Below are 21,115 nucleotides of genomic sequence, written 5' to 3' on the forward strand. Positions count from 1 at the left end.
CAAGCTTTTTGCAAAGATAAATGAAATTTTTGTATATCTTTGTCTTTCCAATAAAAAGCGGAGAATGGATAATTATATTGTATCGGCGAGAAAGTATCGTCCTTCGACATTTCAGAGTGTTGTCGGACAAAAAGCACTTACCATTACACTAAAGAACGCCATCCAAAGTAACAAACTGGCGCATGCATATTTGTTTTGTGGCCCTCGTGGAGTAGGAAAGACCTCATGTGCCCGTATCTTTGCTAAAACAATAAACTGCCTGACTCCCACAATAGAAGGTGAGGCTTGCAATAGTTGTGAATCATGTGTGGCATTCAATGAGCAACGCTCGTATAATATTCATGAATTAGACGCTGCATCCAACAATTCTGTTGATGACATCCGTTCGCTGATCGATCAGGTGCGTATTCCTCCGCCAATCAGTAAATACAAGGTTTTTATTATTGATGAGGTGCATATGCTTAGTTCTGCGGCATTCAATGCTTTTCTGAAAACCTTGGAGGAACCTCCGCATCATGCTGTCTTTATTCTGGCGACAACAGAAAAACATAAAGTGTTGCCAACCATTCTGTCTCGTTGTCAGATTTATGATTTCTCCCGTATCTCTATCGCCGACATGGTTGAACATTTGCAATATGTGGCAACCGGTGAAAATGTCACGGCTGAACTGGATGCATTAAATGTAATTGCCCAGAAAGCCGATGGGGGTATGCGTGATGCGTTGTCTATATTTGATCAGGTAGCCAGTTTTACCAACGGACATATCACGTATCAGGCTGTTATTAATAATCTGAATGTATTAGACTATGAATATTATTTCAGATTAACAGCAGCCATTTTAAAAGGAGAAGTGCGGGAAGCCGTTCTTATTCTGAACGAAGTGCTTCTGAAAGGTTTTGATGGACAACATTTTATTACCGGTCTAGCGGGGCATTTTCGAGACTTATTGGTTTGTAAAGATGAGTCGACATTGGTGCTTTTTGAAGTAGGAGCATCCATTCGTGAACGCTATATGCTAATCGCTAAAGCGTGTTCAGACCAATTATTGTTTAAAGCGATAGAACTGGCGAATAATTGTGATTTGAATTATCGCCTGAGTCGTAATAAACGTTTGTTGTTGGAACTTACTTTGATACAACTCTGCCAGTTGAATATGCCAACGACTTCTACCGAAGACGCTAAAAAAAAAAGAGTAATTGAACCGATTGCTTCTCAGGAGCAACCTCAACAATCCCCAAATACTGTTTCTCAGAAGGTCGATTCTTCTACACCGCAGCCTCAGGTTGTAACTACCCAAATGCCTTCCACTTCAATTACATCAGAACAATCATCTACGGTATCAGCTAAGAAAAACGGACGTCCCCCGATAGGAACCTCGCTAAAAGAAATTGTCGCAGAGAAACCGAAAGAACAATTCGAGCGGCAGGTCAATGAAACGGCTCAAGAAATCATCACTCCATTTACCGAAGAGGATTTAGTTAATAGTTGGGATGCATATACCCAAATCATTGATAAAAAAGTCTTTTTAAAAACGACTATGATCAACTGCAAACCAGTATTGCAGGAAGACTATTCTTTTGAAGTCGCTGTGCACAATCCGCCACAGCAGGAGGAGTTGATCAATGGAGCGATTGATATCCTGACTTATTTACGGCAACAGTTGAATAATAACAAAATTCAAATGCGTGTACGGGTAAGTGAAACAAATGAAAAACAACTCGCTTATACCTCCAGCGAAAAATATGAATACCTGTTGAGTGTCAATCCGGCCTTAGGCAAACTGAGAGACGAATTCAACCTGACGATAGACTAATCGTCAGGTTGAATTCGTAATTGATAATTGACAGTTGACAATTGATAATTAGAGAAAAAAACAGCCTGTTTGACTCATATTCAAACAGGCTGTTTTTTATTTTTTTATGTAGTAATTGTCAATTCTTCATTTGAACAAGTATTACTGATCACAGTTCTCTGATCCAGATATTTCTAAAGCTAATCGGCTCACTCGGATCACCATGGCTTTGCAGAATAATCGGGCCGGCGCCATGTTTGGCCACTTTTGGGAAACCAATATATTCTGTTGTACCAAGTATAGTGGTGTGATTTTGAAGTACTACCCCGTTATGAATGACTGTGACTGTCGGAGGAACCCGGTAGGTGTTATCGTCCTTAAAGATCGGAGCGGAGTAGATGATATCATATACATTCCATTCGCTCGGTTTACGCATCGCATTCGCCAATGGAGGAGTTTGTTTGTAGACACTTCCTGTTTGTCCGTTGACGTATGTTTCATTGTTGTAACAATCCAGTACCTGAATTTCATATTTCCCTTGCAGGAATACCCCACTGTTACCACGTCCCTGGCTGGTGCCTGTTATATCTTCCGGAATACGCCATTCGATATGTAACTGAAAATTCTCAAACTGCTGTTTGGTTTGAATATCTCCTGTCGGTTTATTAACGGTGAATACGCCATTTTCTACAGTCCATTGTGCGGGGCCACCTTTTACACTTTCCCAAGCACTCAGATCTTTTCCGTCGAACAAGACGATGGCGTCAGACGGAGCAGAATTTGTTTGAATATCTCCCGGAGTTACGATTGCCGGTTGAGGTGTCCAGTATTCCGACATGCCCGGTTTCATGCGTTCAGGTTGCGGGTACTCTTTTTGTTGTGCATTGATACTTGTCAAAGTCGTGCAGGCCAACATAGCAAATACGGCCTTTCTACAGATTAATTTCTTATTCATGGTCTATCATTTAATTTAACATAAAACTCGATACAAACATACATATTTTTATGAGTGAATCGGGTCTGTTCCCGATTTATTTTAACGTTTGTGTTGGAAAAGCCGTTGCTCTGCCAACTCTTGATATTTGGTGTTTAGACGTCCAAAATTACAATATGGATGAATGGCTATTCCTCCCCGTGGAGTAAAGATTCCGGTGACTTCAATATACTTTGGATCCAACAGTCTGATCAGATCTTTCATGATAATATTGACACAATCTTCATGGAATGCGCCATGGTTTCGAAAGCTGAATAAATACAATTTGAGACTTTTGCTTTCGACCATTTTCTGATCCGGTATGTAATCAATCTGGATGGTAGCGAAATCAGGCTGTCCGGTAATCGGGCACAAACTGGTAAATTCCGGGCAATTAAAATGTACCCAGTAATCGTTTTCCGGATGTTTATTGGTAAATACTTCCAATATATCAGGCGCATACTCTTTCAGATAGACTGTTTTCCCCCCGAGTAATTGCAATTGATCTTCGTTTTGCATATGTTTATTTATTGACAGATTGTTTTTTTAGTTCATATTTTTCCAGACCTTCACGACGCAGTTTACATGCCGGACAATGTCCGCAACCATCTGCCGGAATATTGTTATAGCAGGTAAGCGTTCGATTCCGGATCAGATCTAACACCCCAAGTTCATCCCCCAAGGCCCACACTTCGCTTTTATCTTTGTCCATAAGTGGGGTGTGAATAACAAACGGTTCATCCATCGCCAGATTTAAGGTGACATTCAATGATCGGATAAATGTATCCCTGCAATCCGGATATCCGCTGTAGTCGGCTTCCGATACTCCGGTGACCAGATGCGAAATGCCTCTGCTTCGTGCATGGATTGCTGCAAAAGTCAGAAAAATCATATTGCGACCCGGCACGAATGTGTTGGGATAATTATCGGCAGGTTTCTCTTCATCCATATGAATGGACTGATCCGTCAAGGCGTTAGGAGCAAGTTGACTAAGAAGTGACACATCCAAAATCTGAAAAGGTACTGATGTTTCTTTGGCTATTTGCCGGGCGATATCCACTTCAAGGGCATGTTTTTGGCCATACGTAAAACATACGGCTTCGACTTCATCGAAATATTTTTTTGCCCAAAATAAGCAGGTCGTAGAATCCTGCCCTCCTGAAAAACAGACCAGAGCAGATTTTTGTCGTTTCATTTTATATTCTTGTTTTTAAACGTGGTTAAGCAAGCACACGGAAAGAAAAAATCTTTCGCAGCAAAGATACGGAACATTCCGGAAAATGAAAGCGATTAAACCCGGGAAAGGGTTCCTTTAATACCGGGAACTGCACAAAAAGAACACAAACGTGCCGCACATTTCTGTCAATTGTGTGCAATATTTACAAAAACTATCTATCTTTGCCGCCGTTTATATCGTGAAAGATGTAGAATACATCGATTAAATCTATTAATAAAAATAAGAGTATATGAAGAAAATTATCGCGCTTGTCTGTCTCTCTCTTTTGCCGTTTTCTTATCTTTCTGCAGAAGGATATCAGGTAAATGCCCAGAGTACCAAACAAGCAGCAATGGGACACGTAGGTGTCGCTATGAAATTAGGAGCAGAGAGTATGCATTTCAATCCGGCCGGATTGGGATTTCTGAATAAAAACGTAGACTTGTCGTTGGGAGTCACCGGGGTGTTTGCCAATGCAAAATTTTCCGATAACGGGTATACCCATAAATCAGATAATGACCCAAGTACACCGCTCTATTTTTATGCCGGCTTTAAAATTTATGATTTCCTTAGTGCCGGAATCAGTGTCAATACACCTTATGGGAGTTCAATGGATTGGGGCAGTAATTGGAAAGGATCGCATCTGATACAGAAAATCTCATTAAAATCGTACTCTATCCAACCGACTCTCTCTTGGAAGATTATGGATCGGTTGAGTGTTGGAGCCGGTATGATGATCATGTTTGGCGACTTTTCATTAAGCCGCGCCCTATTATCTTCCGGTGATTTAAGTGCTATTGCTGCCGGCATGCCCGCATTGCAACCATTGGCCGATAAGTATAAAGATATAACCCCTGTTTCTGTCGAATTATCCGGTGACGCCGGATTGAGAGTCGGATATAATGTAGGCGTGATGTTTGATGTAACCGATCAAATCACAATCGGTGCTTCATACCGTTCTAAAGTCATGATGAAAGTCTCTGAAGGATCAGCGCTTATTTCCTATGCCAATGAGAGTGAATTGAAACCTATTTTAGGTGGTAATGTTCCTCCGTTGGATAAAGGATTTCTGAAAGCGGAACTCCCTTTGCCTTCCAATTTTAGTCTTGGAGTTACTTACCAACCGACAACGCTTTGGACTGTTTCCGGTGAAGTGCAGTTTGTTGGCTGGGGTGCCTATCAATCTTTACCGGTCGATTTTTATCCGGAAAGTGAATTGGGGAAATACAATCAAAACCCGGAAAAGAAATATAAAAATACCCGAATCTACCGAGTGGGAACTCAATATGCGGCAACCAACAGACTGGATGTAAGGTTAGGAGCCTATTATGATGAGACTCCAGTGAAGGATGATTATTTAAATCCGGAAACGCCCAGTATGAATAAATTAGGATTGACAACCGGTTTCAGTTTCCGTCCGACCAATAGTTTTTCTGTCGATTTGTCTTTTTCGTATGTGACAGGTTTCGGACGCGACGGATCATATTCGGATAAGAGTTCTTTAACCGGCCAGGATCGGACATTCGGAGGTCACTATAAAGTGTATGCACTTATGCCGGCAATCGGTGTGTCATACCAATTCTGATAAGTTATAACCGTATATGGGTTAATAACGCATTCTATTCAGAAACAATCAAACAAAAAATAAAAAGATCCGATTGCTTTTTTTGCACCTTTGCGGACACTTTTCTGTTAGAGGTACGTCTAAAATATTTTAGACGTACCTCTAAATGGATTTACACCTACCTCTAAATCAATTTAGACGTACCTCTAACAAAAAACAGAGGTAGGTATAACCAAAAACAGGTCTGCATATTGTAAAAAAAGAATGGGATAGTGTTAGAAACTAATCCATTAATTCTCCTTTATTGTGCATATGCATCGCGTCACAGAACGGTTTATTCTGTGATTTCCCACAACGGCAAAGGGTTACACGGTTTCTGATCGGATAGATTTTATCCTCAGCACTTTCTATAGCCATACCCCCTTTCACCCAGATCGGGCCGTGAACAGATGCTGCAGTATCCTCCAATAGACTGATTTCCTGCTGCAGTTCGGGTTCGATTCTTTTCCCATCTTTCGTGATAACAGTCAGGCGTCCGCTCGGGCAATTACAGCATTGATGTTTTACCACTTCAACGCTTTCAGGATTGTTACTCCCTTCTACAAGGTTCCAGGTTGAACCGTGTGTATCGCAAAAACGGGCAACACCACATAATTCCTCTGCATCCATCAAGTCAACAACGTCCCCTTTTATGATTTTAGCCATTTCATCGTAAGTTTTAAACCCGGCCGTTTCTGTTCCCTCAAATCCTTGCAAATGTGATCCGTCGCAAAACGGATAGTTCTTCGTGTTACCACAACGACACAAATAAAAAGTTTCGTCTGTCTCGTATTTCTGAATTTCTTTGTAGGCTGTAGATGCTCCCCGTCGATCGGCAACAAAACGCAACTGATTTAAAGAGACATGACCTGATACCTGATAAGGCCCGTTGGGTAGAACCTTGATTTTCTTGTTTTTTTCTGAATTCATGATCACTATTGTTTTTTGTATATGCTTGATTAAAGAAACAACAGTATAAAATGAAATGTTTTATTCACGTACAAAAATGTACATTCTTCTCTCTGTCTCTAAAAGATTTGCTACTTTTGCAGCTAAGAGTTGAGGACAGCGTATGACAGAGACAGAAAATAATCCCATATACGATCGTAACACGTTAGAATTTGTCACCGTGGCATTGGAATATTGCAGTTTTGTGGAATCCACCATGCAATATTCTTTCTATGCGTTTGCGGATAAAGCGATTAAAATACTTCCATTGTTGTATTTGAAGGCCGCTTTATTGCCTCCCGTTGTGGAATCAGAAGAGGTTGAACCCGAACAGTTTGTTACCGAAGAGATGTATGAATCTGTACGCGAGAAGATTGCTGTTTTGTTGGGTGAAAAAGATACCTATCTGGAAACATTTCATCCCGATATGCAATACAGTGATACCCCAATAGCCGCCTTTATCTCCGAGAGTCTGGCCGATGTGTACCAGGATAATGCCAATTTTGTAGGCGTATTCCGTCAAGGGCACGAACCGACAATGTTGGAAGCCATCGCATTATGCCGGATGAATTTTGAAAATTATTGGGGGCAGCAATTATTAAACGGTTTAAAAGCACTTCATGCCATACGTTTTGATGCAGATAACGACCCGGAAACGATGAGTGAAAACGAAGAATGATACAACAATTTACAAATACGATCACCAAAGAAGAGATCTCCCTGCTTCCCATAGAAGAATTTACGGGAAGAGTCATAATCATTACGAATAGTGGAGATGCGGAAAAGGCCGTCAACTACCTATCTCAGTATGATCGTCTGGGCTTTGATACGGAGACACGTCCCAGTTTCAAAAAAGGACAGCGGTATAAAGTGTCCCTGATGCAGATCGCGACAGAAGACACCTGTTTTCTTTTCCGGTTGAATCATATTGGGATTCCCGAATCATTGGAGGGATTATTGAAAAGCGAAAAGATTTTGAAAATCGGACTCTCTTTAAGAGATGATTTTGGTGCGATCCGGAAACGCACGAATGTTCAGCCGGCAAGTTTTCTTGATCTACAGGGTTATGTCGGTCAGTTCGGCATCGGAGAGGCCAGCTTGCAGAAGATCTATGCCATACTCTTTGGGAAAAAAATATCGAAAGGACAACGACTGACAAACTGGGAGGCAGATGCATTGACCGAATCACAACAAAAATATGCAGCACTTGATGCATGGGCCTGTCTGCAGATCTATAATCTACTGAATAATCTGAAATGAACTACTGTAAACTATTTTTAAAACCTAAAAAGGAAGAATCTTTATTGCGTTTTCACCCTTGGGTTTTCTCGGGGGCAATAGAAACCATCGAAGGAAATCCTCGCGAAGGAGATCTTGTCGAAATCTATGGTACCAATAACAGGTTTCTGGCGGTAGGACATTATCAGATAGGAAGTATTGCTGTCAGGATTTTATCTTTCCGTCAGGAAAAAATCGATGCCGGCTTCTGGACGAATAAGCTGAAAGCGGCATATACCTTACGTAAGGCACTCGGATTAGCCGGAAGAGTAGATAATAATACCTTTCGACTGGTACATGGCGAAGGAGATAATCTGCCCGGGTTAATTATTGATATGTATGCACATACAGCCGTTATGCAGGCTCATTCGGTCGGGATGCATTATGCCCGGCATGAATTGGTGGAAGCGCTGAAGGAGGCCATGGGTGATGAGCTGAAAAATGTCTATTATAAATCGGAAACAACTTTACCTTATAAAGCCGAATTGAACAGTGAAAACGGTTATTTATACGGCGGGGATGTAGAAGATGTAGCGATAGAAAACGGTTTGAAGTTTTATGTAGATTGGCAAAAAGGGCAAAAGACAGGTTTTTTTGTCGACCAACGTGAAAACCGTTCGCTTTTGGAGTATTATGCCAAAGGCCGTTCTGTGTTGAATATGTTCTGTTATACCGGTGGTTTTTCGTTTTATGCGATGCGTGGCGGTGCTGAAGTTGTTCATTCGGTGGATAGTTCGGCAAAAGCCATTGCGCTTACCAATAAAAATGTGGAACTGAATTACCCGGGTGATTCGCGGCATACGGCGTATGCTGAGGATGCATTTAAATACCTGGATAAGATGGGCGAAAACTACGATTTGATTGTCCTCGATCCGCCGGCATTTGCCAAACATAAAAACGTACTTCGGAATGCGTTGCAGGGCTATCGCAAGCTGAATGCGATCGCATTTGAAAAGATCCGCCCCGGCGGCATATTGTTTACCTTCTCCTGTTCTCAGGTGGTCAATAAAGAGAACTTCCGCCTGGCTGTATTTAGTGCTGCAGCTCAGTCGAAAAGGAATGTGCGTATTCTTCATCAACTGACGCAACCGGCCGATCATCCGGTCAATATTTACCATCCCGAAGGAGAGTATTTAAAAGGGTTGGTGTTGTATGTCGAATAAATTTATTTCACCTGAATCTTTTTAACGTCCCGCACAATCCGTCCGTCGTGGGTTAAGCCTTCAATAACTACCGAATAGGTCGTGTTGAAATCGGATGTGTAAAAATCGAAGGCGGCTTTTCCATCTGTTCCGGTAACGAGATCCGGTTTCCAGAAAATAGTTGTACGTAAATCCGGAGTGATATCAAATTTTTGCTCTTGTGTTTCATAACGAGGGGAGTAGAACTCAACAGGTTTCTGATAACCTAATGGCGTAATGGTTTTTTGATGATAGACCTCTTTGTTATTGTCGGAAAGAGTAGTTCCTCGTTTGGTTGTGATATTAACGACTCCATCAACCCCCAATAATCCGTATATTCCACTGCCTGCTCCCGGTTTAAAAACATCTATTCGTTCAATATCCTGTACGCCGATCATACTTAAAGGTGCGCCCATTTCCGGATCCATATACACATCATTGATAAAAATAGCAGCAGGAGTATGGCCATAAAACAGCAGGGAGATATCGTTCGGATTTTCTCCTATGATGGCCGGAGTGAGACCCGGAATCGAACTAAACGCATCCAACATCGTGACCGGATTTTTCTCTTTCAACTCTGTCAGACCGACAGAGGTATCGGCCAGTTTTGAAAAAATGGAGAACGGCTCCGGGTCTTTATTCTGTTTGCGGCCGACAATTTCTACGTCCTGCAAATGAACAATGCGCATCTCATCATCGAATTTATAACGTTCGGAAGCCTTTTCTATAAAAGTACCGGTTACCTCTTCTGTCTCCTTTGGTTGGTTGTCCGTGCTATTTGTCGGGCTCGGTTCAAAAGCGAGTGCCTGTAATGGGGGGTACTGTTTTTCATCCATGCGTAATTCCACCGAAGTGCGTCCTTTGTTGTTTTCTGCCCGAAGGAAGAACTTTGTACTGTCGGGAAACTCGAATCCATCGAAAATAAAGCGACCGTCTTCTGATGTTATGGTTTCAAATGTTTCTCCTGTACTCATGGTCATCATGTTTATGGGGCTGTTTTTGACCGGGCGGGCGGTTAGGAGGGTTGTTACTCTCCCGGAGACAGCCAGGCTGGTTTCCGGCTTGTATGGAGGGTGTTCTATATTTCCTTTGATTACTTCGGGAATATCATATCTTCGCCAGCCGTGTGTCAGCATCAAGCAATCTAATAATTGTACCGATTTTTCATCCTTGTTCTGAAAATAAGATCCGGGCGATTCAATATATCCTTTCAATTCGGAGGTTAATAAGAGTGTGGAAAGAATTGAACTGGAATAATCGACGGCTTGGTCTTTATCGTCGGTGACCGATATGGAGTAATTTCCTGTTAGCGGAAGACCGTTCAGATCTGTTACGGTCAATTCCGACCTGACCAGGTCGCGTATCGCATAATTCTCCTTATCCGTAGAGAAAGACAATTGTGCCTGATCATCATTCCGGCAGAAGATAAGCCGTTCGCTTAATGGGTTCATTTGCTCATCAAGTAACAATAGTTGAATAACACCAGAAGGGAATTCATTTTCTCTGAAAACCAGAAAATCTTTTGAGGTATCCCATGTTCCTGCGTATAATACAATTCCTCGGCAGTGGATCACTAAATAACTGGAAGCATAATGTGGTTCGTTTGTCGGTTTTTGACGTCCAACAAGTAAACGCCCGTTACGTCCGTGCATCACTGTCAACGAATAGGTGTTGCTTTTCGCTTCAGGGAGTCGAAAACGTCTGTTTTTACCGTTCAAATCCGTACAGTTTGCATAATATGTTTTCCCTTTTTCAGGAATAAACCCAAAGACGCCCATGCCGGCATGGAGCGTTTTTAATGAGGTCAACACATGCCCCTCTTCGTCCGTCACATTGCCGGAGACATAAGCCGAAGAACCATCAACATTCAATGCTTTAAAAGCGACTTTGCATAAGGTCCCTTCCAACAGATTTCCACCTTCGGGAAAGAATGAGACTTCAAAATTTCCGGATTGTTTTCTTTTTCCGGTATTCGAAGAGGTGGATTGTTGTTCTGTTATACTCCCGATTCGGATCTGTTTTTTAAAGAAATAGTCGTTATTCGGATTATTCATATAGGAGGTGTAAGCGCGAATCGTATAATAATCTTCCGGTACTGCTTCAGAGAGAAATATATGCCCGTAGTACATCTCCTTTTCAGGGCGAAGCATCACGCGGTTGATTAATTCATTCGAGGAGTTGAGCAGTTCGACATAGATATAGCGGCTAACCCCCGGAGAGCGATGTGTAGCAGCATCCGTCAGATACGCTTTGAACCAGATACGTTCGCCCGGAACATAATAGTCGCGGTCAAGATGCAAATGGATCTTTTCCTGAGGGTATTGTGTCAACTGTTGCAAGATATTCTCCTGAACGCGTTTTTCAAACGAATGGGTCTTTTCCTGGGCGAATAACGGAATCGTACTGATAACCAATAAAAGAAATAGAAATGGTCTTTTCATGATATGATTGGTTTGATGCTTTATAATCAAACCCTACAAACTTAAGAAAAAATATTAGTGATATTTAAACAACACCAACTAAAATTATATACGGAAAAATTTCTTTATTAGACGAGAGGTTGTACCTTTGTTGTGTTTTTATTTGAAGAGAGAAAATATCTTTATAAATTAACTTATAAAACGTTTTTATTATGTCTAAAGTAACAGTTGTTGGTGCCGGTAATGTAGGCGCAACGTGTGCAAATGTTCTTGCCTTTAATGAAGTGGCAGACGAAGTGGTAATGCTGGATGTCAAAGAAGGCGTATCGGAAGGTAAAGCCATGGATATGATGCAGACTGCTCAATTGCTGGGTTTCGACACCACCGTAGTAGGATGCACAAATGATTATGCTAAAACTGCCGGTTCGGATGTGATAATTATTACGTCGGGTATACCTCGTAAACCGGGTATGACGCGTGAAGAATTGATCGGTGTAAACGCAGGAATTGTAAAAAATGTGGCTGAAAGCGCATTGAAATATTCACCGAATGCAATCATCGTTGTGATCTCCAATCCGATGGACACGATGACTTATCTGGCGCTTAAATCGTTAGGTCTTCCTAAAAACCGGATTATCGGTATGGGAGGCGCTTTAGACAGTTCACGTTTCAAATATTATCTGTCTCAAGCTTTAGGATGCAATGCCAATGAAGTAGAAGGTATGGTTATCGGTGGTCACGGTGATACCACCATGATTCCGTTAACTCGCCTGGCAACATACAAAGGTATCCCTGTTTCTCAATTGTTGAATAAAGAGAAGTTAGAAGAAGTAGCCAAAGCTACAATGGTAGGAGGAGCTACATTAACTGGTCTGTTGGGTACCTCTGCATGGTATGCACCAGGTGCAGCCGGAGCGTTGGTGGCTGAATCAATCATCCACAATCAAATGAAAATGATACCTTGTTCTGTAGCGTTGGAAGGCGAATATGGTGAAAAAGATATCTGTATCGGTGTTCCGGTGATCTTAGGCAAGAACGGTATTGAAAAGATCGTTGAACTGGAACTGAACGCAGAAGAAAAAGATCTTTTTGCAAAAAGCGCAGAAGCTGTTCACAAAACAAATGCGGTATTGAAAGAGATTAATGTGTTGTAAGCAGAGTAACATATCATATAATTTGAGACCGTCTCCGTACTGGAGGCGGTCTTTTCTTTTTCCTGATCATCAGATTTCTAAAATGTATAAATAGGGAAGATGGTTATTTTATGTGGCAATAATTCATCCGGGAGGATGGTCATTAAGGGAGGTAAATTTAAACAGATGTTAGAAATTTGTCTGAACTATTATTTTTCTCTAAAAAATCAGCTGTTTTAAAATACAAAACGTCCTTAATCGTTCTTCAAAGTAAGGTTTATTTTTCACTTTTAAATATGTAGACGATGATATATGATGGATTAATTCTGATAGAGCAAGACATTAAGGAGATGATTGAAGCGAATCTGGGACGTACAGGACTACTGTATCGCCTCTATTCCCGGATTAAAAGTGCGGATTCGATAAGTGACAAAATCAAACGGAAAGGATATGCGCAAAACGGCAAACAACTTCAGGATGTGATCGGGTTGCGGATTATGACCTATTTCAGTGAAGATATTGACGTATTGATCGACTATTTCAGTACTATCTTCGATGTAATCGGTAAAGAGCATGATCTGTTGGATATCCATAATTTCAATCCCGTGCGGATCAATCTGGTCTGCCGTATGCAGAACGAGCAGTTGAAAGAATTCAATGCCTGGAAATCCCAATACCAGGATAGCTTTAAGTATATCGATTCTACCTTTGAGATACAGATCCGGACGACACTTTCGGAAGGATGGCATGAGATTGAACACAATATGCGTTATAAATGTAAGAATGAATGGTCTTCCCTTGAAGATGAATCCCGTATGCTGAATGGTATCCATGCAATGCTTGATACGAGTGATCGCACCCTTTTTCAACTGTTTGAGGAGATCGCCTACCAGCATTACAAACAAAAAAACTGGACCGGAATGTTACGGAATAAATTCCGGTTACGTTTTAATCTGGAACCGCTGTCCGAGGAACTTATTATGCTGTTTGATACACATAAAATTTTGGCAAAGCGTTTTTTTAAAATAGAACGAAACACCATTATCAATAAATTGATCAAGCATGATCTACGGATGGAGATCTCTTTTGATAACATTATATTCCTATGCAATTACCTGTATGTTAGGAATAAAACGATCACTCAACTGACGCCGGATTCACTTCTGCAACAGTTGGAAGAGACATTCGACAGTGAACGTTATTTAAGAGCAATTTAGATACTCTTTTTTACACAATGGAGACACAGAAGATAAACACACTCCTGTGTCTCTTGACTCATCACGAGCTTTTATTGAAAAAGTTATCACATAGCCTCTTTTTCGATCTGTTTTGGAGGCTCGTTTCTGTATAGATGCGATTTATTGCGTTATTCCATAACCGCTACTGTTTTTTTTCTATTTTTGCTTCAAAATGCACAGTTTGTTTTTTAGAAAAAATAGATCCAAACTCACCGACGAAGCGCTTTTGCAGCATTACAAAAAGTCAGGCAACTCCGAATATTTTGGCGAGTTGTATACCCGTTATACCCCTCTTTTGTATGGTGTTTGCCTGAAATATCTCAGGGATGGCGACAAAGCGCAAGATGCGGTGATGCAATTATTCGAACAGCTGCTCCCAAAGATTGCCCATTATGAGATCGAGGTGTTTCGTACCTGGATATACAGTGTGGTCAAAAACCATTGTTTACAAATTCTGCGTAAAGAGAGCCGGGAGATTATGATCGATTCGCATGTGGATCTTATGGAATCCGATGACATCCTGCATCTATTCAATGAAGAGGGGGAGGAGGACGAACGGATGGAGGCGTTAAAACATTGTTTGGAGAAGCTGCCCGAGCAGCAGCGGGTCAGTATCGTTCATTTCTTTATGGACGAGATGTCGTATGTTGACATTGTCGACCAGACAGGATATAACCTGAGTCATGTGAAAAGTTATATTCAGAACGGGAAACGAAATCTGAAGATTTGTATTGAAAAACAGAGTAAATAAATCCTATGAAATTATCCGACTATATCAAAGGTTCACGCCGTGGGAAAGCAGCCAACCGTCTTGAACGCCAGGCGATGGAAGATCCTTTTCTGGCAGATGCGCTCGAAGGGTACGACCGTGTGCCGGGCGATCATACCGAACGGATTATGGATGTTCGGAAGCGGATGATTACGACCAACCGCAAACGACATATGCAGATCCGTTCCTGGAGTGCTGTTGCCAGTTTGGTGGTGTTGGTGGTGTTAAGTGTTTATTTTTTGATGAATCAGACACAAGTCAGTCCCATTGCTCAAAACGAGGATTCAACAGCCGATATCCCGGTAGAAGAGACAACGATCATCCTTCCGGCTTCTACCCCAGCTTTGGCAAGGTCGCAAAAAACCGCTCCGATGACGGATATTGTTTTGGATTCTGTTGAAAACGAATCCGTTTATCCCCAACCCCTTGTCGGCGAGGAGGCCTATCATGCGTATATTCGCCAGTCGCTAATCCACCCAACAGATGAGATCTGTCGAAACCGTCAAGGGTGTGTTGTGCTTCGTTTTTATATCAACAGTGAAGGTCGCCCTTATGATATTCAAGTTATTCAACCGCTGTGTGATTCCGCCGATAAAGAAGCCATGCGTCTGATCGAAGAAGGTCCCTCCTGGACAATAAGCGAGCAAGCGGTCGAATGGAAAATTGAATTTTGAGCAAGGCGAGTTTTATTGTGTTGATTACAGCGTATTTTCAGGACGATTTATCTTAGTCCAGGGTGACAATTGGAACCCTGGGGGTCTGTTGCGGGCATACCACCGGAGTTTTGAAGGAACGACTAACAGCTGTAGCCTTTATCCCACTCATCTACTGTTTTTATCTGCACGTATTCACTGTTTTTTCGCAACAATTAATCGTCTAACAGTTGGTAGACGATCGGGCACCAGTTGGTAGACGAAAGTGCACCAATTGGTAGACGAAAAGGATCCATCTGTTAGACGATTAATGGATGGAGAAGAAAAAGAGATGTGGTGCGGGTCAAACGAAGAACTGTTTTAAATCTTTTTATTTCCTACCTTTGCACCTCTTTTTAGATAATAAATAAATTATTTGAGGGTGTCTGAAGAGGCTTCTGACGATGAAGATACGCTCCAACATATTTGAATGATGATATCAGTAGACGGATTAACGGTTGAGTTTGGCGGAAGCGCCTTGTTTTCGGATATTTCTTTTGTAATCAATGAGAAAGACCGGATTGCACTTATGGGGAAAAACGGTGCGGGAAAATCCACGTTGTTGAAAATCCTGGCCGGGACGCGTGAGGCGACCCGTGGGAAAGTGTCGGCGCCTAAAGATACGGTCATCGCCTATCTGCCCCAGCACCTGATGACGGAAGACGGGCGGACTGTTTTTGAAGAGACCGCACAGGCTTTTGCCCATTTACAGGCGATGGAAACGGAGATTAATGCGATAAATAAGGAGTTAGAAACCCGTACAGATTATGATTCGGAGAGTTATTACGAATTGATCGAGCGCGTATCGACATTGAGCGAAAAATTCTATTCGATCGAAGAGGTGAATTACGATGGTGATATCGAAAAAACATTATTAGGATTGGGTTTTAAGCGGACGGATTTTACCCGGCAAACCAGTGAATTCAGCGGGGGATGGCGCATGCGTATCGAATTGGCCAAACTGTTGTTGAAAAAACCGGATGTCTTGTTATTGGATGAGCCGACCAACCACCTGGATATCGAATCGATCCAATGGTTGGAAGATTTCCTGATCGATAACGGACAGGCGGTAGTGGTGATCAGCCATGACCGGACTTTTGTTGATCGGATCACCACCCGAACGATTGAAGTGACTATGGGGCGTATTTATGATTATAAGGTCAATTATAGTGCATACCTGCAATTGCGGAAGGAGCGTCGCGAGCACCAACAAAAGGCGTATGATGAGCAGCAAAAGATGATTGCAGAAAACAGAGAATTCATCGAGCGTTTTAAGGGAACTTATTCAAAAACGTTACAGGTACAGAGTCGGGTCAAAATGCTTGAGAAACTGGAGATATTGGAAGTCGACGAAGAAGATACCTCTGCCCTTCGTTTGAAGTTTCCACCCTCCCCACGCTCGGGTTCTTATCCGGTGATGATCGAAAATGTATCGAAAAAATACGGTGAAAATGTAGTTTTTCAAAATGCCAACCTGACGATCGAGCGGGGCGACCGGATCGCTTTTGTCGGAAAGAACGGAGAAGGGAAATCGACCCTGGTCAAATGTATCATGAAAGAGATCGAGCATGAGGGTACGCTGACGCTCGGTCATAATGTGATGATCGGTTATTTTGCACAGAATCAAGCTTCGTTACTGGATGAAAACCTGACTGTTTTCCAGACGATTGATGATGTAGCCAAAGGAGAGATCCGTAATAAGATCAAAGATCTGTTGGGGGCATTTATGTTCGGCGGTGAGAATTCGACTAAAAAGGTCAAAGTCCTTTCCGGTGGCGAACGTACCCGGTTGGCGATGATCAAACTGTTGCTCGAGCCGGTCAACCTATTGATTCTGGATGAGCCGACCAATCATTTGGATATGAAAACCAAAGATATTCTCAAGCAGGCGCTCCTGGATTTCGACGGCACGTTGATTGTAGTGTCGCATGATCGTGATTTTCTCGATGGATTGGTTAAAAAAGTCTATGAATTTGGGAATAAAAAAGTGACTGAACACCTGGAAGGAATCTACGAATTTATGCAACGCAAAAAGATGGAGAATTTGCGTGAGTTGGAACGGGGAAATTAAAGTCAACGTGAGTTATAGATAATGGCCTTCGGAAAATCTTCAAACATTACCCAATCTAAAGATCACACAAACTGTTCCCGCACTACTCTCATCTTGATCTATTTGGAATCTGTATGTTATGTCGAGTTCACGTTGAAGTTAGATTAAATCCTCACACTCAAATTCAGCAACATATCATACGTTGAACTCTTTATACTCTCATACTACATACAGTGTGTATGTCGTGAAAAAGAGCCCTTTGTCAAGGATAGAATCCACCATATCTTTGTAGATAAAGGGCAGTAGTGAAAAGGTCGTTAGCCGAACATTACTTTTTTCTTCGCTATTTTACCACGTTTGTTTTGGCTTTTCTTTACTTTTGCAAAAAAAACAAAATGATAGATTTTGTGACCTTTTGCAACTATGCCGGGACGTTTGCCTTTGCGATAAGTGGTATCCGACTCGCTTCTGCCAAACAATTTGATTGGTTTGGCGCTTATGTGGTCGGTGTGGTCACGGCGGTAGGAGGGGGGACGATCAGGGATATTCTGATCAATGCGACTCCGTTTTGGATGGAGGAGGCAGCCTATCTGATTGTCTCCGGTTTGGCATTGTTGTTTGTCCTTATTTTCCGGAAATATGTGATCCGGTTGCATAATACCTTTTTTATTTTCGATGCGATCGGCTTGGGGTTGTTTGTGGTGGTGGGGATCGATAAGACCTTGGCATTGGGTTTCCCTATGTGGGTGGCGATTGTGATGGGTACGATTACCGGTTCGTTCGGTGGTATGATACGGGATATCCTGATCAATGAAGAGCCGTTGATCTTCCGGAAAGATATCTATGCCTTGACCTGTGTATTGGGGGGGATTGTCTATTATATATGTATGCGGCTGGGCTCAACAGCAATGCTGACTCAATTGGTGACGGCGGTATCTGTATTGGCAGCCCGTCTGATCGCGGTAAAATATCACTTAAGTGTTCCCGTTTTAAAGGGGGACGAATAATTTAATTACCTTTGCACACCATGGTTGTAAATGTGAACGGACAAGAAGGGAAAGCGTCTATTTTGCTAATTTATACCGGAGGAACAATCGGTATGATGGAGAATCCGGAGACCGGAGTGCTGGAGTCGTTTAATTTTCAGCACCTGAAAGATAATATGCCCGAGTTGAAGAAACTCGGATATCATGTGGCGACCTATCAGTTTGACCCGCCGATGGATTCTTCGCAGATGGGGCCGGACTCGTGGATGAAGATCGTCCGCATCATTGCGGATAATTACGCCTTGTATGACGGGTTTGTGATCTTGCACGGCACCGATACTATGTCGTTTACTGCCTCTGCATTGAGTTTTATGCTGGAGAATCTGGATAAACCGGTGATTCTGACCGGCTCGCAACTGCCGATCGGTATTCTGCGTACCGATGGAAAAGAGAATCTGATCACCGCCATAGAGATTGCGGCGGCGAAAGAAAATGGGCAGCCTTTGGTGCCGGAGGTGTGTATCTTTTTCGAAAACAATCTGTTGCGTGGCAACCGGACACGGAAAATCAGTGCGGATAATTTCAATGCTTTTCGTTCTTATAATTATCCGCCTTTGGCGCAAGCGGGTATTCATATCAAATATGATCTGGCGCAGGTGTATCATCCGGTATCCCGGCGGCCATTGAAGCCCCACTATTTATTGGATAGGAATATTGCTATTCTGAAACTTTTTCCGGGCATGTCGCCACAGGTGATCGAAAGTATTTTGACTATCCCCGGATTAAAAGGAGTGGTGTTGGAAACGTATGGCAGCGGAAATGCGCCGACGGATGAGTGGTTTCTGACCATGTTGAAAGAGGCGGTTGCGCGTGGGATCGTTGTTGTGAATATCACCCAATGTTGTGCCGGTAGTGTAGAGATGCACCGTTATGAGACCGGACAGAAGCTGTTGGATGCCGGAGTTGTTAGTGGGTATGATAGTACGACGGAAAGTGCTGTGACAAAACTGATGTTTCTCTTCGGGCACGGCATGACTCCGGAAGAGGTAAAAGCGCATATGAATTGTTCGCTGATCGGGGAGATAACTGTAGCGGATCATTTCCGACCGTGACTATTTAAGGAGGAGGAAAGGAAGATGAAATTGACATTTTTTAGTTTGGCCAGCGGAAGTAGTGGGAATTGTTATTATCTGGGAACGCCCGAATTCGGTATTCTGATTGATGCCGGGATTGGTTCGCGAACGATCCGCAAGGTCTTAAAGGAGAGGAATATTGATTTTACGAAAATAGTGGCCGTGTTGATTACACACGATCATGCCGATCATATAAAAACAGTCGGATGTCTGGGCGAGAAGTTCGCTATTCCTGTTTATTCTACGAAAGGGGTGCATCAGGGTATCGAGAAAAGCCGGTATGTGGAGGAGACATTGTGTGCTTCCCGCAGGATTATAGAAAAAGAGGAGGCATTTATGATCCGTGATTTTCGGGTGACAGCTTTTGAGGTGCCTCATGATAGTACCGATAATGTAGGGTATATGATCGAGTATGGCGATCGTCGGTTTACTTTTGCCACCGATGTGGGGCATATCACGGAGACGGTCAGCAAATATGCTTCGATGGCCAATCATTTGATTCTGGAGGCGAACTACGATGAGGAGATGCTGCGGTTTGGCACTTATCCCGAATTTTTAAAACAACGTGTGGCCAGTCCGACAGGCCATTTAAGCAATCGCGAAGCGGCTGAGTTTTTAGCGACCCATTATCACCCACATTTAAAAGATATCTGGTTGTGTCATTTAAGTCGTGACAATAATCATCCGGAACTGGCTTTTAAAACGGTCGATATCCGTCTGTTTAAAGAGGGTATTCGTGTGGGGAAAGATGTGTCGCTTACCACATTGAAACGCACTACACCATCTGACATCTTTGAGTTTGAGTGCGAAGGAGTGTGATAGATATAACGAAAATCGCGAAAAAAATTTGTCGTGATAAAATAAAGGCATATATTTGCACCCGCAGAAAAAAATAAACAAGACTCGGTAGCTCAGTTGGTAGAGCAAATGACTCTTAATCATTGGGTCGAGGGTTCGAGCCCCTCCCGGGTCACTTTAATCGGAATGAACAAAATGGGATATAAACATGTTATAGTAAAAAGAAGTTCAACGAGAAGTATTCTTAGAGAGTTAAAATGAGTTAATTTTCATAAAAATATTTTCCCGATTATTTTTTTTATGTATATTTGTGTCATAATAATCCGCAATAAGTAATAAATATGAAAAGATTTCTTTATAATATATGTAATAGCTGCAGCCAAGTCTGTATGTTTTGACAGGTATTGAGAGAGGTGTTTTTATATTTATTTTTTTGTGTTTATTTTTTTTAGAGGTCTCATTTGAATTGTGAGCCGTGTGTTAAGAGAGAGCAGAAATGAAGTGTAAAAACTTCAGATTCTGAAACAAAAAGAAACAAAAGAGAAAAAGTGATTTGATAAGGTTCGGAGTATAGAGCTTAGATAATAGTGTGTGTACTCTTTCGACCGAACCGAAGCTAATTAAAAGAACTGATGAAAAGAATGTTCATTTTAGGAAAAACATTAGAGAGTTATAAATCCGCAGTAACTCACCATCCCACAGAAAAATCTTCATTTTTACGTGATACATTGTCACCCTCTTATTCGACCATTATTGGCGAGTCATTGAAGAGGATGTCAGCGGCTATTTTTTCGGTTTCCGAGGAAAGAAATAAGCTGCATACAAGTGTGTCTGCCGGAGTCTTTGTGTTACTTCCTAAAAACAATCAATCGTATATAAACTTAATGTAATAGAGTGTAAATCCT

The 21,115-nt window shown here is 42.1% G+C and carries 19 protein-coding genes and 1 tRNA gene; 15 read left to right on the forward strand and 5 right to left on the reverse strand.

Annotated features, from left to right (window positions below; genetic code table 11):
* Positions 1–64: 64 nt before the first annotated feature.
* Positions 65–1,813: a DNA polymerase III subunit gamma/tau gene (locus M2135_RS12450; protein ID WP_280748840.1), complete on the forward strand. Its 1,749-nt coding sequence runs from the start codon at positions 65–67 to the stop codon at positions 1,811–1,813.
* A gap of 148 nt (positions 1,814–1,961) precedes the next feature.
* On the opposite strand, the gene M2135_RS12455 is transcribed toward M2135_RS12450, so the two are convergent.
* The 3 genes from M2135_RS12455 to queC all read right to left on the reverse strand — a co-directional run bounded on the left by M2135_RS12455 (position 1,962) and on the right by queC (position 3,960).
* Positions 1,962–2,747 carry a DUF1080 domain-containing protein gene (locus M2135_RS12455; RefSeq protein ID WP_280748841.1) on the reverse strand — a complete coding sequence of 262 codons (786 nt, stop codon included), beginning with the start codon at positions 2,745–2,747 and terminating at the stop codon, positions 1,962–1,964.
* Between the two features lie 81 nt (positions 2,748–2,828).
* Entirely contained in the window at positions 2,829–3,284 is a 456-nt protein-coding gene (gene queF / locus M2135_RS12460; RefSeq protein ID WP_280748842.1) for a preQ(1) synthase, read from the reverse strand.
* A gap of 4 nt (positions 3,285–3,288) precedes the next feature.
* Complete coding sequence (queC, locus tag M2135_RS12465) at positions 3,289–3,960, reverse strand: 7-cyano-7-deazaguanine synthase QueC (RefSeq protein WP_280748843.1); 672 nt, start codon at positions 3,958–3,960, stop codon at positions 3,289–3,291.
* Between the two features lie 271 nt (positions 3,961–4,231).
* On the opposite strand from queC, the gene M2135_RS12470 reads away from it, so the two are divergent.
* Positions 4,232–5,566, forward strand: a complete 1,335-nt coding sequence (locus M2135_RS12470; RefSeq protein WP_280748844.1) for an outer membrane protein transport protein — start codon at positions 4,232–4,234, stop codon at positions 5,564–5,566.
* 261 nt (positions 5,567–5,827) lie between these two features.
* Here the strand turns inward: M2135_RS12470 and M2135_RS12475 are convergent, their stop codons facing one another.
* Positions 5,828–6,514 (reverse strand): CDGSH iron-sulfur domain-containing protein, encoded by a 687-nt coding sequence (locus tag M2135_RS12475; RefSeq protein ID WP_280748845.1) that lies wholly within the window; start codon positions 6,512–6,514, stop codon positions 5,828–5,830.
* 142 nt (positions 6,515–6,656) lie between these two features.
* Between M2135_RS12475 and M2135_RS12480 the strand changes: the two genes are divergently transcribed.
* From M2135_RS12480 to M2135_RS12490, 3 genes are read left to right on the forward strand one after another with little or no spacing between them, the layout of a single operon-like run.
* Complete coding sequence (locus tag M2135_RS12480) at positions 6,657–7,211, forward strand: DUF5063 domain-containing protein (protein ID WP_280748846.1); 555 nt, start codon at positions 6,657–6,659, stop codon at positions 7,209–7,211.
* Entirely contained in the window at positions 7,208–7,792 is a 585-nt protein-coding gene (locus tag M2135_RS12485; RefSeq protein WP_280748847.1) for a 3'-5' exonuclease, read from the forward strand. The genes M2135_RS12480 and M2135_RS12485 overlap by 4 nt, the downstream gene beginning before the upstream one ends.
* Complete coding sequence (locus tag M2135_RS12490) at positions 7,789–8,973, forward strand: class I SAM-dependent rRNA methyltransferase (protein ID WP_280748848.1); 1,185 nt, start codon at positions 7,789–7,791, stop codon at positions 8,971–8,973. Before M2135_RS12485 ends, M2135_RS12490 begins: the two co-directional genes overlap by 4 nt.
* Positions 8,974–8,975: 2 nt before the next feature.
* On the opposite strand, the gene M2135_RS12495 is transcribed toward M2135_RS12490, so the two are convergent.
* Positions 8,976–11,432, reverse strand: coding sequence for a Plug domain-containing protein (locus M2135_RS12495; protein ID WP_280748849.1), 2,457 nt, complete (start codon positions 11,430–11,432; stop codon positions 8,976–8,978).
* A gap of 191 nt (positions 11,433–11,623) precedes the next feature.
* Between M2135_RS12495 and mdh the strand changes: the two genes are divergently transcribed.
* The 10 genes from mdh (at position 11,624) to M2135_RS12545 (ending at position 21,100) form a co-directional block, all read left to right on the forward strand.
* A complete protein-coding gene (gene mdh / locus M2135_RS12500) occupies positions 11,624–12,565 on the forward strand; it encodes a malate dehydrogenase (protein ID WP_280748851.1) in 942 nt (313 codons plus the stop codon).
* Positions 12,566–12,849: 284 nt separating this feature from the next.
* Complete coding sequence (locus M2135_RS12505) at positions 12,850–13,761, forward strand: hypothetical protein (protein WP_280748852.1); 912 nt, start codon at positions 12,850–12,852, stop codon at positions 13,759–13,761.
* A gap of 193 nt (positions 13,762–13,954) precedes the next feature.
* A complete protein-coding gene (locus M2135_RS12510) occupies positions 13,955–14,533 on the forward strand; it encodes a sigma-70 family RNA polymerase sigma factor (protein WP_280748853.1) in 579 nt (192 codons plus the stop codon).
* A 5-nt stretch (positions 14,534–14,538) separates the two neighbouring features.
* Positions 14,539–15,225: an energy transducer TonB gene (locus M2135_RS12515; protein WP_280748854.1), complete on the forward strand. Its 687-nt coding sequence runs from the start codon at positions 14,539–14,541 to the stop codon at positions 15,223–15,225.
* Between the two features lie 451 nt (positions 15,226–15,676).
* The gene (locus M2135_RS12520) at positions 15,677–17,314 is read left to right on the forward strand and encodes an ABC-F family ATP-binding cassette domain-containing protein (protein WP_280748875.1); all 1,638 of its coding nucleotides are present in this window, start codon (positions 15,677–15,679) and stop codon (positions 17,312–17,314) included.
* A 374-nt stretch (positions 17,315–17,688) separates the two neighbouring features.
* A complete protein-coding gene (locus M2135_RS12525; protein ID WP_280748855.1) occupies positions 17,689–18,300 on the forward strand; it encodes a trimeric intracellular cation channel family protein in 612 nt (203 codons plus the stop codon).
* A 20-nt stretch (positions 18,301–18,320) separates the two neighbouring features.
* Positions 18,321–19,391 carry a type I asparaginase gene (locus tag M2135_RS12530; protein ID WP_280748856.1) on the forward strand — a complete coding sequence of 357 codons (1,071 nt, stop codon included), beginning with the start codon at positions 18,321–18,323 and terminating at the stop codon, positions 19,389–19,391.
* 24 nt (positions 19,392–19,415) lie between these two features.
* Entirely contained in the window at positions 19,416–20,231 is an 816-nt protein-coding gene (locus M2135_RS12535) for an MBL fold metallo-hydrolase (protein ID WP_280748857.1), read from the forward strand.
* A gap of 81 nt (positions 20,232–20,312) precedes the next feature.
* A tRNA-Lys gene (locus M2135_RS12540) sits at positions 20,313–20,385 on the forward strand.
* A 457-nt stretch (positions 20,386–20,842) separates the two neighbouring features.
* Positions 20,843–21,100 (forward strand): hypothetical protein, encoded by a 258-nt coding sequence (locus tag M2135_RS12545; RefSeq protein WP_280748858.1) that lies wholly within the window; start codon positions 20,843–20,845, stop codon positions 21,098–21,100.
* Positions 21,101–21,115: the final 15 nt, after the last annotated feature.

The sequence above is a fragment of the Parabacteroides sp. PF5-9 genome (assembly GCF_029893105.1).
GTDB lineage: Bacteria > Bacteroidota > Bacteroidia > Bacteroidales > Tannerellaceae > JARXWG01.